The organism is Paraglaciecola mesophila KMM 241 (genome assembly GCF_000315015.1).
In the GTDB taxonomy this organism is placed as follows: domain Bacteria; phylum Pseudomonadota; class Gammaproteobacteria; order Enterobacterales; family Alteromonadaceae; genus Paraglaciecola; species Paraglaciecola mesophila.
On sequence record NZ_BAEP01000023.1, the window covers coordinates 1 to 15,045 of the forward strand.

Consider the following 15,045-nt stretch of genomic DNA (forward strand, 5'->3'; position numbering starts at 1 on the left):
AGATTTATCTAAAGGAGGTTGTTTATTTAGGTGCTATGAATCTAAGTCGGTACAACAATGCTTCACGAACACCGACATCATTCCTGACTTCAGTCGTAATGCAGTGATCACTAGTAGCTACTCGCCTTCTCCAGTTAGTGGTTTAGTTGTCACTGTTGACCGCTCGTGGAATGTCAGTAGCGCTAGTAATAGCATCACTAAGGTAAATGGAAACTATTGCTTGAACGCAAGGGCTAAAGTCTTCGGAAAGGGAGGATTTGGCGCTGGGGGACGGTATGAATCGAACAATCAAATGTTCGGATTTCAAACCCAAACTTTAGGTTATTCACTATAAAGAACAACCTTTGAGGGCTGTCTCGACAGCCCTCAAATGCTGGAACAAATTATGTATATCGAAAAAGTATGGCCGAGCAATAATGCAAACTACCGATGCCTAATGCCTGAAAGTCTTGCCAATCAAACTTGTGCATTAGATTTACCAACATCACTAGTATTGAAATTTTTAGAAACGCACTGTCAAATTGGCAATTTGCAGTGTTTTACTTCACGATATTTAGCTGGTGGATTTAGTCTAAAGGAGGGCAGGGCAATTTCTCGAAAGCGACTATCGCTTATGCGTTTAGGCCTTAAGCGGAGTGATGAATTGGCAGAATCTGTAACATTACAATCCGAACGATACCGTTGCGCTTTACAGTCATTACGTAAAAGACCACTTACACTGGTTACTTTGTGCGAAGTGCACAAATCACTTGACCCCCATCACCACAATGGAGGCCACTTTAGAGATGTGCAGAATTGGATAGGCGGGAGCTCACCCGATAATGCGCATATCGTTCCACCGCCTCCTGAAAAAGTCTCTGGTTTAATGACCGACTGGATTAACTATGTTAACGATATCGAACAAATAAGCATTGAAGATATCATTATGTTATCCAATCAATTTATTCTGATCCATCCATTTAATGACGGTAATGGGCGCCTTAACAGAGCAATAGCCGATGCACTTTTGAGTCAAATCATGCGTGATGAAAAGGCATATATAAGTCCATTTCTATTTCGTTTGGCTCACCAGCATAATGGCTACTTAGATGCGCCAAGTGCTATTATGCAAGGGCAATGGCAGCAAGTTTTTGATTTTTGGAATGAAGCTATTCAATGGAGTACCAACACGGCTGATATTTTGTGCAAGAGGCTTCTGAATGCAAGCTCTTTGATCCAAAAAAAACTAACATTAAGGCAGCTCAGTCATCAAGCTGCCACTTTACTATCTCACATCGCGGAGCAACCGATAGTTACTCCAGCTTACCTTTCAGAGAAGTTTGGATGGACCTTGATTGAAGGAAGTGCAGCGATCACCGAATTGCTGGAATGTGGAGTTTTGAATGAGCATCGGGTGAAAGAACCTCACAACACTATAATTTACGACTGCAAAGAAATATTCGATGCGTGGATGGAGATGGATGAAGTATTGTTTCAAGTTTAGAATTCATAGTTTGTCAGTAGCGTTAAGGGCTTTCTGGTGCAGCTAAACTGCGGATTTTTCCTAGCTCTCGGTCACATTCTCGGCATTGCTGTAAAATGACTGAAAAAGCATTTTGCAATTCCTGATTGCTGGCTTGCCCCTCAAGTAGCATGTTCCCTAATTCAGCGTGCAGGGCGATGCTGTTTAGGGGGTTTCTGACATTGTGAATGTGTTTACGAATTAGGGTTGCTTCGTTATTATTCATGGTCATTTTCACTTTTTGATTGTGATGGAAATTCGGGAATTTGAAAATGGCTCACGCGATTTTTACCAGCAAACTTGGCTGCGTACAATTGCTTATCGGCTAACTCAATCAACTCTTCCACTGTCATTTGCGTCGGTTGTTCTTGCTTTGCTTCAAACACTGTTAAGCCTATGCTGATAGTCACTCTATCGGCAGCGCTTGCCCCTTGATGTTCGATATTTAAGCTTCTGACGGTTTGCAACAGCTTATTGGCCATCACAAGTCCCCCATCTAAGTCAGTATCTGGCAACACCATGGCAAACTCTTCACCGCCGTAGCGACCGACGAAATCTGTTTCTCTGCGACGAACCGATTGAATAGCCTGAGCTACGCGCTTTAAGCAATCATCACCTTGCATGTGGCCATACAAATCGTTGTACGGTTTAAAATCATCAATATCAATCATCATTAAGGTCATACAACGACCAAATCTGATGGTTGATGCAAAGTGCTGTAACAATACTGTATCCAACTGGCGACGATTCGCCACACCGGTCAAGCCATCAACACTGGACAATATTTCTAATTGCTTGCGGTAGTACACCAGCTCCATATGATTGCGTACCCTAGCACGCAGAATGGTCAAATTGACCGGCTTGGTAATGTAATCCACAGCGCCTAAAAGTAGTCCGTGGGCTTCATCGTCAGTGCTGTCGGAGGCAGTCACAAATATCACCGGAATGTGGGCTGTTAACGGGTTCGATTTCAACTCAGTACAGGCGTCATAGCCGTGCATGTCGGGCATGTCTAAATCCAGCAAAATTAAATCTACTGACTCTTGTTGGGCGTGTATTAATGCATCTGTTGCATTATCAAACATTACAACTTGATACTGAAATTCAAATAGCGCGTTCATCGCTTGTAAATTAGAACGATAATCGTCCACCACCATTAGGGTTTGCTTGCGCAATTCGCTATTGGCAACGGACGTACCCGCTGTCAATGTGGCTGCACTAGGTTCGATGTCCTGGTTGGGGCGTAATTTAGATACGCTCATGGTGGTTTCCCCGTTCTTATGATTGTAATTTGACGATTAAATGACTCTTTAAGCAGCTTAAGTGCCAATTTAGACATTAACCCATAACATATTGATATTTTTTGTTTTTTAGCCGGATGATTGTAACTAAATAACGATAATTTTAGGCTAATTACCCTGTAACGCGAGTGAAAATTGTAGTCTTTACATACTTCATTGGAGGGATGTGACAACTGCGAATGACTACAATATTCTTATTTTTTCTGAAAATTGTAATAATTACTTCTTTTTGCTCAGCGTCTAATTTGCTAAGTTAAACAAAAAACCGAGAAATATTATGATAGTCCGACGAACGTTACTCAAAGCCTTTATTACTTCCGCTATAGCGAGCGCCTTGATACCCCTCTCATCGGTCAGCGCGGCTTCTTTGGCCGATGCGGGTGAGCGCTCGGTGAAAATTCGCAAACCTAAGCGCTTAAAGCCGGGCCAGACCATTGGGCTTATTGCTCCAAGTAGCAATACTTGGGAAGACCAAGAGATCTACTTCGCCATGGATATTATTCGCTCTTTTGGCTTTAAGGTGAAAAGTGCTGCTCATCTGTTTGATCGTACAGCTTACTTAGCGGGCAGCGATAAAGACAGAGCTAATGACGTAAATAGCATGTTCGCTGATAATACAGTGGACGCTATTTTTTGTTTGCGTGGTGGCTATGGCTCGCCACGTATTTTACCTTATCTAGACTATGATTTAATCCGCCAAAATCCCAAGGTGTTCCTCGGTTATAGCGATGTCACAGCGCTGCTTAATGCGATTTACACTCGAAGCGGTATCATGACCTTTCACGGACCTATTGCGAAACAGAGCTTTACTGAGTACACCTTAGGTGAATTCAAAAGCGTGCTGTTCAATCCTGTGAAGAGTATGCCGTTGGCCGCACCGCCGGTCTTCGAACTCGCCGAAGGTCAGGCAGAAAAAGACAACCGTCTTACAACCGTTACCCAAGGTCAGACATCGGGCGTATTAATAGGTGGTAACTTGTCGCTTATGGTTAAATTAGTGGGTAGCCCTTATGAGCCAGATTATGCTGGCAAAATCTTGTTCTTAGAAGACGTAGAAGAAGCGCCCTACCGGATTGACGGTATGTTAACCCACCTGAAACTGGCAGGTAGATTGGACAAAGTAGCAGGTATAGTGTTTGGTAAGTGTACTGATTGTGAGCCGAGTAGCGGCCCGTCCTTTAGCGTTGAACATGTGCTGAAAGACCGTTTAGGTGACTTGAGCGTGCCCGTGCTAAGTGGAGTGATGATTGGTCACATTAAAGATATGGCGACTGTACCTGTTGGCGCTATGGCAACACTTGATGCAACCAAGCAACAATTGACGTTAGATGAAAGCGCGGTGCTTTAACACCGCGTTTATTCATTTATTTAAGGGGGGAATGACCCCTAATAAAATCAGTTGCTTATGACCAAATACGCATTTTATGACCATAAAATGCATAGAAACCAATCATTAAATATCCTGGCAGTAATATCCAATAAGCCTGTTGGTTATTGCTAGCTTGAGCTAATTGTCCGTAGATAATTGGCATCAGCGCCCCCCCTGCAATTCCCATGATTAAAATCGCAGAGCCTTTTGGGGTGAAACGCCCCAAGTCAGCCAGTGCTAAAGGCCACAGTGTTGGCCATACCATGGCATTGGCTAAGCCCAGCAAGGCAATCAATGTGACGCTGTTTGGAATAACAGCGATGCCGGACCATCCCCAGAGTAATTGCGATAGCATGGTTTGTTCATTCGAAGAGAACAGCAATAAAATGGTAATCACCAAACCGCTAACGGCACTGATGCGCAGGGCATTGGCTTGTGATACAAAGCGTGGAATACACAGCAAACCTAGCAAGTAACCTAGCACCATAAATCCCATTGTATATGACGTGAGCGTGGTGGCATTAGCCACACCTATGCTTGCACCATATAAGCCAATCGTGTCGCCGGCAATAACTTCTACCCCAACATAAAAGAACAGCGCAATAGCGCCAAGCACAAGCTGCGGAAATTGCCAAATGGAACGCTTGGTCTGATGACGAGCGCTATCTTCAAGCGCGTCTGACTCATCATTGACAGGGGACTCTAATAAAGCCAAATCAGGCAATGAAATACGCGACAAACCGCCGGCCAATACCAGTAAGGCAATGGCCATGCCTACATATGGGGAAATCAATTGATGAGCCATGCTTTCGATTTGTAGTTGCTGCTGCTCTGCAGGCATTTGATTGACAGTCGCAAGGTTAATGTCGCTAAAGCCGCCTAACACCCATGCGGTGAAAAGAAGGGGCGCTAGTATACCTGCACCTTTATTGAGTAAGCCCATGATCGCGATACGCGCAGCAGCACTTTTAGTTGGCCCAACATTGACCACATAAGGGTTAGCGGCGGTTTGTAATATGGTTAAGCCGCTACCGATAACGAACTGCGCTACAAGGAAGATCCAAAACTCTTGCAGTAACGCCGCAGGGATAAAACCTAGCAAGCCAAGGGCAATAATGCTTAACCCCAATACCATGGATGACTGATAACCGACCTTTTCCAAGATCATCGCCATGGGCAACGCCATTACTACGTAAGCGAAGTAAAAGCACGATGCAATCATCAGAGCTTGAGTTTCAGAGAGCTGACACACCACTTGTAAAAAAGGGATCAGTGCGCCGTTTAACCAAGTTACAAAGCCGAATATGAAAAACAGCAGTGCAATTATGCACATGGGCATAATGCTTGAGCGCCGCGCAGAAGTAGTGAGTGTCATGGGTTGTCCCTTATTTTTATGATTGTGGAATGAATCGCCCTGATTGGCATAAGGCCGTGATATTTAGATCATCATCTAGTACAACAAAGTCCGCTTTTTTGCCTTTACCAATAACGCCATGGGTGTCTTGTAAATTTAGGTATTGGGCAGGTGTAGTACTGGCCATTGTGATGGCGTCTTCAAGAGGAATATGTAAATCATGCACAGCATTTTTGATTGCGCTGAGCATATCTAAATGTGAGCCCGCTAGCGTACCGTTATCTGTGGTTAGCTTATTGCCTACTCGAGTGACCTTCTGTTTACCAAACATAAAACTGTCATCGTCAGTGCCGATTAATCCCATGGCATCTGTGACTAGCATCATTTTTTCTTTGCCCTTGATTTTAATCGCTATTTCGCTGCAAATTGGGTCAATATGGTAATGATCCAGAATTAAACCTGCATAGGTGTCAGGGGTATTTAGCGCCACACCCACCATGCCTGGTGCTCGTGACAGCATGGCTGACATAGCGTTAAATAAATGAGTAAATCCATCTGCACCAGCCTCAATTGCCTTTAGTACGGTCTCTGCGTCAGCGTTAGAGTGGCCTAGGCACACTTTCACCCCATGCTGGCACAATTGCTTAATTACGTCTGGGCTAACATTTTCCGGTGCGAGCGTAACAATCACCTTTCCCAAGTCTTTACGTAAATAAAGGGCTAATTCATCATCAGTGACGGGGCGAATGAAGGCTTCATCATGCACGCCTTTTTTCGGTTTGCTTAAGTGTGGTCCTTCGAAATGTACCCCAAGGATCCCAGCCACGTTTTGATCAATGGCTTCGGCCATGACCTGGGCAGCGTTTTGCATGACAGGCAGTTCATCGGTGATCAGTGTCGGCATCAACCCTGTAGTGCCAAATTTGCGATGAGCTTGGCTCATCTGGGCTAAAGCTGCTGTGGTAGGAGACTGATTAAACAGCACTCCACCACCACCGTTAACTTGTACATCAATAAAACCAGGTACCACTGAGCCAGGGTAAAACGCTAAATGTGCGTCATTAGAAGATGTTGCTCTTATATTTTGGATCGTGTCTTGTTCAACGGTAACCGTTTGGTCATTCAACCAACCGTTAGAAGTCAGTAAGCGCTCACATCTAAATTGCATTTTAATGGGTCTCTGTTACTTTTTTGAGGCCCTGAGGTCGGTCTGGATCTCTATCATAAGCTTGAGCGATACGCTCTATGTCTACATAGAAACGCAATACTACCAATAACGGCAGGCATCGAGGGTGCAGCGCAAGCTTAGGGTGTGATAGAGATACAACGCGACCTCCTTGTTGGGCGAAGGTTTGTATCTGGCTACTATGCACGTCAGCCGTTTCATCTTCAACTTGAACATCAATGACATGGAGCTGATTAGCAAGCATGGCCGACGGGCCGTGCATAAACTCCGCGCTACTGAAAGCTTCACAGTGTATCGCCAGAACTTCTTTTAACTTCAGCGCCATTTCACGGCTGATGGCATAACCAAAACCGCGTCCTAACATGACGCAATGTTGAATATCGTGCAGTAAATCGGGCGTTAACTGTGCAGGATGAGTGAGTACCTGCTCAAGTGCATCCGGCAGATTATTTAGGCTAGCGAGTAGCGCAGTGTTGTTATTCCAGTAGGCACATAATTGCAGCAATGCACTTAAACTGGCTAAGTAGCTTTTGGTTGCGGCAACCGATTGCTCTAGCCCTGCGCCCATGGGCAGTACAAAATCAGCTGCTTGCGCTAGAGGAGACTGTTCGTCATTTACCAACGCCAAACACATAGCGCCACTGGCTTTAGTTGATTTCACTTGATTCACAATATCAGGGCTACGGCCAGACTGGGAAATGGCAATCACTAAGGCGTTTTGGTGATCGACAGATTTATGGTAAATACCGAATACCGAAGGGGCGGAGGCCATAACGGGTATGCCTAGCTCTGTTTCTAATAAGTATTTAGCGAAAACGCCTGCGTGATCAGATGAACCACGGCCAATCATCAACACATAACTGGGTTTTCTCGCTTTTATTTGGCGGACGAGTGTTTCACACTGCTCGGCGTTACGAATGAGTTGCTGACGTATAACAGATGGTGTTTGCGCGGTTTCTTGCGCCATAAAGCTACTCAATGGGAACCCCTTTTATGTTGGTAAAGTGTACAGTGGATTTAGAATAATAAATTATTCTTTATTTTTCTATATTTTATAATAGTTATTTACAAATAGTCTGCAACTGGGTACTGTTTGACTACTGCAAACTAACCACCTTTTTTATGATCACGACTGCCTTTGCATACATCAGTGTTTTACTCTTTATTGCGGGGGGGCTAGCCCTAGTAGAAGAGAAAACCCGTTGGAAGTTATTCCATTATCTACCTGCCATCGTACTGCTGTATTTCACCGTCATGATGATGTCTACGCTGGGCTTATGGAGCAAAACAGCAGAGATCAATCAGGCGTATTCTTCTCTTAAGGCAAATATTCTTCCGGCTATGATCTTCCTAATGTTGCTGGATGCTGATTTACGTCAAATTAAGCGCTTGGGCGGTAAGATGCTGTTGGCATTTTTTGCTGCGGCGATAAGCATTGGTTGTGCATTTGTCATTGGTTTTGCGCTATTCAAAAGCTTTTTAGCCCCAGATGCGTGGAAAACACTAGCGGCGCTAAGCGGCAGTTGGATGGGCGGCACAGGCAATATGGCCGCGGTGCAAGCGGCGCTGAATGTGCCGGATTCCAGTATGGGGTACACCTTGCTGATTGACTCAATTGATTACGCCATGTGGGTTATGTTTCTGTTGGCGTTAGTTCCCCTGGCGAATCGCTTCAATCATTGGACTAAAGCTGATGGTAAAGCATTAGAAGAAGTCAGTGCCAATTTAGCCAGTAAACAACAAGAATACACAGGCAATAAAACCACCTCTATGTTGGTCTTGCTATCTGGGGCAATGTTGGTGTCCATCTTATGTCAGCATCTTGCTGCCGCTTTGCCTGTGACAGAATTTTTCACTAAAACCGCATGGACTGTGATGTTGGTCACCGTTTTGGGTGTCATTTGTGCCATCACTCCCATCAGCAAAATGTGGGGGGGCAAAGAGTTATCATCGCTCATGCTGTATCTCATTATCGGCTTGATTGCTTCGCGAGCTAATTTTAACGAGTTAACCCAAGCGCCTATTTATATTTTGCTTGGCTTATTTATTTTGGCTGTACATGGTGGGCTTATGCTGCTGGTGGCTAAGCTGTTCAAACTTGATTTATTCACCTGCGGTATCGCGTCATTGGCCAATATTGGCGGCGTGGCATCTGCTCCTATCCTTGCTGCTGCTTATTCTCGAGCGTTAATCCCTGTGGGCGTGTTAATGGCCATGTTGGGTTACATAGTTGGCACCGGCGGCGGCTTACTGGTAGGGCGAGCGTTAGCATGGCTAAGCGCAGCGTAAACGGAGAACAATATGAAACGTATTTTATCAATCGGGCTGTTACTGCTGGGCGCTTTAAGTGCGACTGCATTGCCTGCCAGTGCTCTACAGCATCCTACCAAAGATCTGCAAAAAAACTGGGGAACTGATGTGATGAATGTAACACAAGCGCAGTTACACCCTGATCATTGGCTGCAGAATCTAAAAAATCCTGAACAGCAAGTCATGACCCAAGAACAGATTAATGCACATAACCAAGGGTTAATTGTGCATAATCGTTTTGTTAGTGATCCCCTAAGTATCCCAGATTCACTTACTGACAAACAACTCACAGCGAAAATTCACAGCATCAGTAAAGTGCCTAAAAGTGCGCGCTATTTTGTTGATGGACGCCAGTTGAGCCCCCAAGTCTATAAGGTTTATCAAGACAATATGGCTTTTGCTCCAGCACCGAATGAGCACAAAGTAGAATTTGGCTTAATGGTAAAGCGCGCAGCACTACGTACCTTCCCAACCGATGAGAGAGTGCTGAACTCAGGGATGGATGCGGACCTTGACCGTTTTCAAGAAAGCGCTCTGTTTCCAGGGGACGCAGTTGCGATCCTAACCTACAGCAAAGATAAGCAGTGGGCGTTGGTGCAAGGGTTTAACTACTTGGCTTGGACACGAGTCGAAAATTTTGCTCTTGGCAGTAAACAGCAAGTTGCTGAATTTAAAGACGAAAGTGATTTCGTTGTGATTACCGGCGCCAAGGTATTCACTCAATACGTGCCTGACATGCCGGCAGTGTCTGAGCAACAACTAGACATGAGTGTACGCCTGCCCTTAGTTAGCGAAAACGACGTGCCAACCGCGTTATACGGCCAAAACCCTTATGCCAATTACGTGGTTTGGTTGCCCACTCGCACACCACAAGGGAAGTTGAGCCTACAAAAAGCCCTTATCGGGCGAAGCCAAGACGTGCATTTAGGGTACATGACATACACCAAAGCGAACGTTATTCGCCAAGCCTTCAAATTTTTAGGTGAACGTTATGGTTGGGGGCATGACTATAACGGTCGTGACTGTACAGGGTTTGTGGGGGAAATTTACCGCTCGTTCGGCATTTTAATGCCACGCAACTCTGGCGATCAGGGTGGAACCGACTTCGGTATTGATAGCCGGTTCTCCAAGCAATCCCCCATGGCAGATAAACTGGCGGCCATTGAAAGCTTAGAAGTAGGTGACTTACTTTATATTCCGGGCCATGTGATGCTCTATTTAGGTGATGAAAAGGGCCAGCCGTTTGTGATCCACGACGTAAAAGGCTTGGCGTATTTTGATGAGAATAAAAAGCTCTATAAAGGCACCTTAAACGGTGTGTCCGTCACGCCTTTGTTACCCCTTCGATTGTCTGAGAAAAACAGCTATGTGGATCGTCTCTACAATATTAAGCGTATACGGTAAGCATTAATGAGCGCACAGTATTCTGGTTTAGATTGGTTGGTTTTTGTTGCTTATGGCTTGTTGCTACTGGGCTCAGGTTGGTTTTTTAATCGCCGCTCAGCGAACAGCCAAGATTATTTTCGTGGTGGTAACACTATGCCAGTATGGGCGGTGGCCATATCTGTGCTCGCCACCTCGCAATCTGCAGCCACATTTTTAGGCGGCCCTGATCAGGGTTACCGCGGTGATTTGTCTTATTTAGCCACTAACTTAGGCGCGTTTGTGGCGGCGTTCTTTGTTGCCACTTTTCTTATTCCTAAGTTTTATAAATTTAATGTGTACACAGTATACGAATTGCTCGAAGTTCGCTTTGGCCCTAAAGCGAAGAAACAAGCAGGTTTGATGTATTTATGTGGCCGTATATTCGCTAGTGGCGCACGTTTGTACATGGCAGCGATTGCCGTTTCGATGATTTTATTTGCGGACATTGAAGCATCACATGTAGTGGCTGCTACCTGTATTTTGACCGTTGCAGGTCTGATGTACACAGTGTATGGCGGTATCAAGACAGTGATATACAGTGATGTAATTCAGTGCTGTGTATATGTAGGGGCAGCGGTAGCGGTTATCTATTGTTTGCTGGTGGCGATCCCCAGTGATTTATCCAGTGTAATGGCGGTGCTTGCCGAACCCGGAGCTGGACAAGCATCGAAGCTGGCGTTGTTCAAATTTGATTGGGATTTCAGCCCCTCGGGCGTGTTTAACATCTGGTCAGTGTTTACTGGCTTTGTGTTGTTAAATATCGCCGCATTTGGACTTGACCAAGACATGACCCAGCGCGTGCTAACGTGTAAAAATGCCAAAGACGGCAGTAAAGCCATGTTGTATTCCATTGTCATGGTAATTCCCATCATGCTGCTTTTCATTGTTATTGGCTTGCTTTTATATGTTTATTATCAGCGCCCAGATTTGATGCACAGCGGCGCTGCAGGCGAGGTTTTACCGACCTTTGAAGGTGAGCCAGTCACTATCTTCATGTATTACGTGTTAAACCATATACCCGCTGGTGTGAAAGCGTTGGTAACGGTTGGCATCATTGCTGCAGCGCTATCGACACTTAATTCAGGGTTGAATTCTATGGCGTCAGTGTTGGTTCAAGATATTTACGCACCTTGGCAAGAGAAGAAGGGTAATCGCCATAGTGACATGCATTTTGTCAGCGCTGGGCGCGTGGCTATGGGGTTGGTGGCTGCAGCATTAGGCGCTATGGCCTGCTTGTGCTTTTACTGGCAGCAATATACCGACACGCCACTTTTACAATTTGCTTTGGGTGTCATGGTGTTCTCTTACAGTGGCTTATTAGGTGTTTATTTCACCGCCATCTTCACCAAGCGCGGTAGCCCTCAAAGCGTGTTAGCGGCGCTCATTTGCGGCTTTATGACGACGCTCTTATTTCAGCCTTATATTATGACGCTGTATTTACCACAAGATTGGATAGTACACATAGGATTTACTTGGCAACTTTGTATCGCGACGTTGGTCGCAAGCCTAGTGTGTTTATCAGGCAAAGGCAGCAGCGAATTGCAATTTCAGGGACAGGAAGCATGAACCATACTATTCAATTCATTCTTGGCTTAGACGGCGGGGGTACGAAAACTGTTGCCCGGCTTGTTGACTTACAAACCTCAATGCAGTGGCAAGTAAATGCTGGGGCAACGTCCCTTAGTAATGATTACTCCTTGGCGTTAGCCAATATCACAGATGCCTGCGGTCAGCTTTTTGAGCAAGCGGGTTGCTGCGCTGAGCAGGTATCGGCTGTGTTCGGTGTCGCAGGAGCCGGTGATAAATCATTGGTGGCTAGATTAGAGCGCGATTTAGTCTTCAAATTTGCTAAATTAAATGTGGTGTCTGACGCCAAGTCCTCCTTGTACGGCGCTAATGCTGGCCATCCAGTGGCTGTCGTAGCTCTCGGAACCGGTTCGGTTGGAATGCGCATGGATCATAACCGCAACGAAAAGATGATAGGCGGCTGGGGCTTTTGTATCGGTGATGAAGGTGGCGGTGCAAAACTGGGTTACTTAGCGGTTCAAAAGTTGCTGTTGGAAATGGACTTAAATGGGGTAGCAAAAAGTACGTTAAGTTTGTTTGTGGCCAGCCAAATTGGTTACAGTCGCCATTCAATTTTGCAATGGTTAGCGATGGCGAAACCAGCCGACTTCGCAGCGCTTGCCCCGCATATTTTCACCCTCAAAGAAGAATGTGTGGTGGCGTTAGAAGTACTCACTGCTCATGCCACTATGATCGAAAAATTAATCAAACGTACCTGCGGTTCAAGTGATTTGCCCTTGGTGCTCATGGGTGGTCTTGCTGAACCAAGCCAAGGACTGCTAAGTGCGACTTATCGCAATTTAATCGTGCCAAGTAAGGGAAACTCTCTTGATGGCGCTTGTTTGTTGGCAAAGCAATTGTGCTCGCCTGCATCCATTAACTAACCGAACGTAATCAATTTATGACTCAAATAAATTTGCTCAGTGAATTAAATAGCATCGCTTCTGAAGGGCGTAATTTAGATACGCTCGACATAGACACCTTGCCCACTCTAGCGATTTTGGAAAAGATTAATCAAGAAGATCATAAAGTTGCTGCTGCGGTGAGCACAGCAATGGCTGATATTACCCTTGGAGTTGAAGCTATCGTATCAAGCTTTAACCAAGGTGGCCGTTTGGTTTATATGGGGGCTGGTACGAGCGGGCGCTTAGGTATACTCGATGCGGTAGAGTGTATGCCAACCTTTAGCGTGCCAGAGGGTATGGTTATTGGCTTGATCGCGGGTGGCGAAAAAGCGGTTATACACGCCGTTGAAGGGGCAGAAGATAACCGTGAAATGGCTGTGAATGATTTAAAAGCAATTAATTTTAATGCTAACGATGTATTAGTGGGTATTGCTGCCAGTGGCCGAACGCCTTATGTGGCGGCAGGTTTAGAGTACGCCAAACAGTGTAAAGCAAAAACCATTGCGGTAAATTGCAGCCCTAACTCCGTCATCGGACAGATAGCTGATATTGATATTTGTGCCCAAGTGGGCCCTGAAGTACTCACCGGCTCTACACGCTTGAAATCAGGCACCGCCCAGAAACTCATACTTAATATGCTTAGTACGGCCAGCATGATCCGTATCGGTAAAACCTATCAAAACCTAATGGTGGACCTTAACGCCAGTAATCAAAAGTTGTATGCACGTGCGGTGCGTATTGTGATGCAAGCCACAGACTGCGAAGAGCAAACCGCATATGAAGCCCTTGGTCATGCGAATAAAGAAGTCAAAGTGGCGATTTTAATGATACTCACAGGCGTTGATGTGCAGCAGGCCCGAGAAAAGCTCGCTCAGAAACAGGGCTTTCTGCGCCATGCCATGTCACAAGGTGAGTCATGAAGCTCATCTACTTAGCGCTATTTACTTTATTACTGAGTGCATGTGGTACTTTTTCTCAGGTAGAGAAGGGTAATACTCAGGCCATCAAAGTTGCTGCCCAGCGCTCAGAAGCATACCTGCCCCAATTAAAAGGTAAACGTGTAGGCTTAGTGGTAAATCAAACCTCGATGGTGGGCAACAGGCACTTAGCGGATTATCTGTTAGATAAGTCTGTCAACGTCGCGCGTATCTTTGCGCCTGAACACGGTTTTCGTGGTGACCATGATGCAGGAGCGCACGTCAACAGCGAAATAGATGCAAAAACTGGTATTCCTATCACTTCTATTTACGGCAAATTTAAAAAGCCGCCAGTGGAAATGTTGCAACAACTTGATGTGGTGATATTTGATATTCAAGACGTCGGGGTGCGTTTTTATACTTACATCAGTTCGATGCACTACATGATGGAAGCCGCAGCAGAGGCAGGTATTCAGTTTATGGTACTGGATCGCCCCAATCCTAACGGTCGTTTCGTTGATGGGCCAATACTCGAACCTGCATATCGTTCATTTGTAGGTATGCATCCCATTCCTGTTTTGCACGGTATGACGGTGGCTGAACTCGCTCGTATGATTAAAGGCGAAGGCTGGATAAACCAAGCGCAATCGCTTGATTTGGTCACCATTCCAGTGGCTAATTACTCCCGTACTATGCACTACTCGCTACCTGTTGCCCCTAGCCCTAATTTACCTAATGACCAAGCGATTGGTTTATACCCAAGTCTGTGTTTTTTTGAGGCTACGCCTATTAGTGTCGGCCGCGGTACCGACTTTCCATTTCAGGTGTTAGGGTTTGATGATATTGCATTAGGCGAATTTGCATTCAATCCAGAGTCACGCCCCGGCAGTGCGCTGCACCCCAAGCTAGAAGGGAAGGCACTTCAAGGCACTGATTTGCGCGAAAGCCCTGAGCGAGGCCTTAATTTAGACTGGCTGGTAGAGGCGCAGCAGCAATTTTCTAACCGTGATATGCGCTTATTTGACCGAGCGGATTTTATGGATAAGTTAGCCGGCACGGATTCACTGCGTAACGCCATAGAAGCAGGTCAAAGCTCTGCTGAAATCAAACAAAGCTGGCAAGCAGGATTAGTCAAGTTCATCGCTCAGCGCCAGCCCTACCTACTTTACCCTTAATATATTATTGATTCAGTTATCAAGTAAGTAACTGTG

14 protein-coding genes are annotated in these 15,045 nt (G+C 45.6%); 9 read left to right on the forward strand and 5 right to left on the reverse strand.

The genetic code is table 11. From position 1 onward, the window contains the following. Both GMES_RS22775 and GMES_RS05010 read left to right on the forward strand, forming a co-directional pair. Positions 1–334: hypothetical protein (locus GMES_RS22775; protein WP_226990248.1), on the forward strand; the 334-nt coding region annotated here is incomplete at its 5' end. 51 nt (positions 335–385) lie between these two features. Further along, positions 386–1,483 (forward strand): Fic family protein, encoded by a 1,098-nt coding sequence (locus GMES_RS05010; protein WP_006991500.1) that lies wholly within the window; start codon positions 386–388, stop codon positions 1,481–1,483. Between the two features lie 22 nt (positions 1,484–1,505). Here the strand turns inward: GMES_RS05010 and GMES_RS05015 are convergent, their stop codons facing one another. Next, positions 1,506–1,727 (reverse strand): hypothetical protein, encoded by a 222-nt coding sequence (locus GMES_RS05015; protein ID WP_006991501.1) that lies wholly within the window; start codon positions 1,725–1,727, stop codon positions 1,506–1,508. Continuing rightward, positions 1,720–2,763 (reverse strand): GGDEF domain-containing protein, encoded by a 1,044-nt coding sequence (locus GMES_RS05020; RefSeq protein WP_006991502.1) that lies wholly within the window; start codon positions 2,761–2,763, stop codon positions 1,720–1,722. The genes GMES_RS05015 and GMES_RS05020 overlap by 8 nt, the downstream gene beginning before the upstream one ends. Positions 2,764–3,079: 316 nt before the next feature. On the opposite strand from GMES_RS05020, the gene GMES_RS05025 reads away from it, so the two are divergent. After that, positions 3,080–4,150: a S66 peptidase family protein gene (locus GMES_RS05025; RefSeq protein WP_039986647.1), complete on the forward strand. Its 1,071-nt coding sequence runs from the start codon at positions 3,080–3,082 to the stop codon at positions 4,148–4,150. A 55-nt stretch (positions 4,151–4,205) separates the two neighbouring features. Here GMES_RS05025 and GMES_RS05030 read toward each other — a convergent pair whose 3' ends face one another. Genes GMES_RS05030 through nagB-II form a run of 3 tightly spaced genes read right to left on the reverse strand, consistent with a single transcriptional unit; the run spans position 4,206 to position 7,678 of the window. Beyond that, positions 4,206–5,546, reverse strand: a complete 1,341-nt coding sequence (locus GMES_RS05030; protein ID WP_006991504.1) for a sugar MFS transporter — start codon at positions 5,544–5,546, stop codon at positions 4,206–4,208. 16 nt (positions 5,547–5,562) lie between these two features. Continuing rightward, entirely contained in the window at positions 5,563–6,693 is a 1,131-nt protein-coding gene (nagA, locus tag GMES_RS05035) for an N-acetylglucosamine-6-phosphate deacetylase (RefSeq protein WP_006991505.1), read from the reverse strand. 1 nt (position 6,694) lies between these two features. Further along, a complete protein-coding gene (gene nagB-II / locus GMES_RS05040; RefSeq protein ID WP_006991506.1) occupies positions 6,695–7,678 on the reverse strand; it encodes a glucosamine-6-phosphate deaminase NagB-II in 984 nt (327 codons plus the stop codon). A 155-nt stretch (positions 7,679–7,833) separates the two neighbouring features. On the opposite strand from nagB-II, the gene GMES_RS05045 reads away from it, so the two are divergent. Genes GMES_RS05045 through GMES_RS05070 form a run of 6 tightly spaced genes read left to right on the forward strand, consistent with a single transcriptional unit; the run spans position 7,834 to position 15,009 of the window. After that, a complete protein-coding gene (locus GMES_RS05045; RefSeq protein WP_006991507.1) occupies positions 7,834–9,000 on the forward strand; it encodes a DUF819 family protein in 1,167 nt (388 codons plus the stop codon). Between the two features lie 12 nt (positions 9,001–9,012). After that, complete coding sequence (locus GMES_RS05050; protein WP_006991508.1) at positions 9,013–10,425, forward strand: SH3 domain-containing protein; 1,413 nt, start codon at positions 9,013–9,015, stop codon at positions 10,423–10,425. A 6-nt stretch (positions 10,426–10,431) separates the two neighbouring features. Then, complete coding sequence (locus tag GMES_RS05055; RefSeq protein ID WP_006991509.1) at positions 10,432–12,012, forward strand: sodium:solute symporter; 1,581 nt, start codon at positions 10,432–10,434, stop codon at positions 12,010–12,012. Then, positions 12,009–12,896: a glucosamine kinase nucleotide-binding domain-containing protein gene (locus GMES_RS05060; RefSeq protein ID WP_039986652.1), complete on the forward strand. Its 888-nt coding sequence runs from the start codon at positions 12,009–12,011 to the stop codon at positions 12,894–12,896. The genes GMES_RS05055 and GMES_RS05060 overlap by 4 nt, the downstream gene beginning before the upstream one ends. Before the next feature lie 17 nt (positions 12,897–12,913). Next, positions 12,914–13,837: an N-acetylmuramic acid 6-phosphate etherase gene (gene murQ / locus GMES_RS05065; protein ID WP_006991511.1), complete on the forward strand. Its 924-nt coding sequence runs from the start codon at positions 12,914–12,916 to the stop codon at positions 13,835–13,837. After that, positions 13,834–15,009, forward strand: a complete 1,176-nt coding sequence (locus tag GMES_RS05070) for an exo-beta-N-acetylmuramidase NamZ family protein (protein ID WP_006991512.1) — start codon at positions 13,834–13,836, stop codon at positions 15,007–15,009. Before murQ ends, GMES_RS05070 begins: the two co-directional genes overlap by 4 nt. The last annotated feature ends 36 nt before the right edge of the window (positions 15,010–15,045 follow it).

Bases quoted from the DNA above. Each gene is read 5' to 3' on its own strand.
- GMES_RS05010 (WP_006991500.1), top strand. From the start codon at position 386: ATGTATATCGAAAAAGTATGGCCGAGCAATAATGCAAACTACCGATGC.
- GMES_RS05015 (WP_006991501.1), bottom strand. From the start codon at position 1,727: ATGAATAATAACGAAGCAACCCTAATTCGTAAACACATTCACAATGTC.
- GMES_RS05020 (WP_006991502.1), bottom strand. From the start codon at position 2,763: ATGAGCGTATCTAAATTACGCCCCAACCAGGACATCGAACCTAGTGCA.
- GMES_RS05025 (WP_039986647.1), top strand. From the start codon at position 3,080: ATGATAGTCCGACGAACGTTACTCAAAGCCTTTATTACTTCCGCTATA.
- GMES_RS05030 (WP_006991504.1), bottom strand. From the start codon at position 5,546: ATGACACTCACTACTTCTGCGCGGCGCTCAAGCATTATGCCCATGTGC.
- nagA (WP_006991505.1), bottom strand. From the start codon at position 6,693: ATGCAATTTAGATGTGAGCGCTTACTGACTTCTAACGGTTGGTTGAAT.
- nagB-II (WP_006991506.1), bottom strand. From the start codon at position 7,678: ATGGCGCAAGAAACCGCGCAAACACCATCTGTTATACGTCAGCAACTC.
- GMES_RS05045 (WP_006991507.1), top strand. From the start codon at position 7,834: ATGATCACGACTGCCTTTGCATACATCAGTGTTTTACTCTTTATTGCG.
- GMES_RS05050 (WP_006991508.1), top strand. From the start codon at position 9,013: ATGAAACGTATTTTATCAATCGGGCTGTTACTGCTGGGCGCTTTAAGT.
- GMES_RS05055 (WP_006991509.1), top strand. From the start codon at position 10,432: ATGAGCGCACAGTATTCTGGTTTAGATTGGTTGGTTTTTGTTGCTTAT.
- GMES_RS05060 (WP_039986652.1), top strand. From the start codon at position 12,009: ATGAACCATACTATTCAATTCATTCTTGGCTTAGACGGCGGGGGTACG.
- murQ (WP_006991511.1), top strand. From the start codon at position 12,914: ATGACTCAAATAAATTTGCTCAGTGAATTAAATAGCATCGCTTCTGAA.
- GMES_RS05070 (WP_006991512.1), top strand. From the start codon at position 13,834: ATGAAGCTCATCTACTTAGCGCTATTTACTTTATTACTGAGTGCATGT.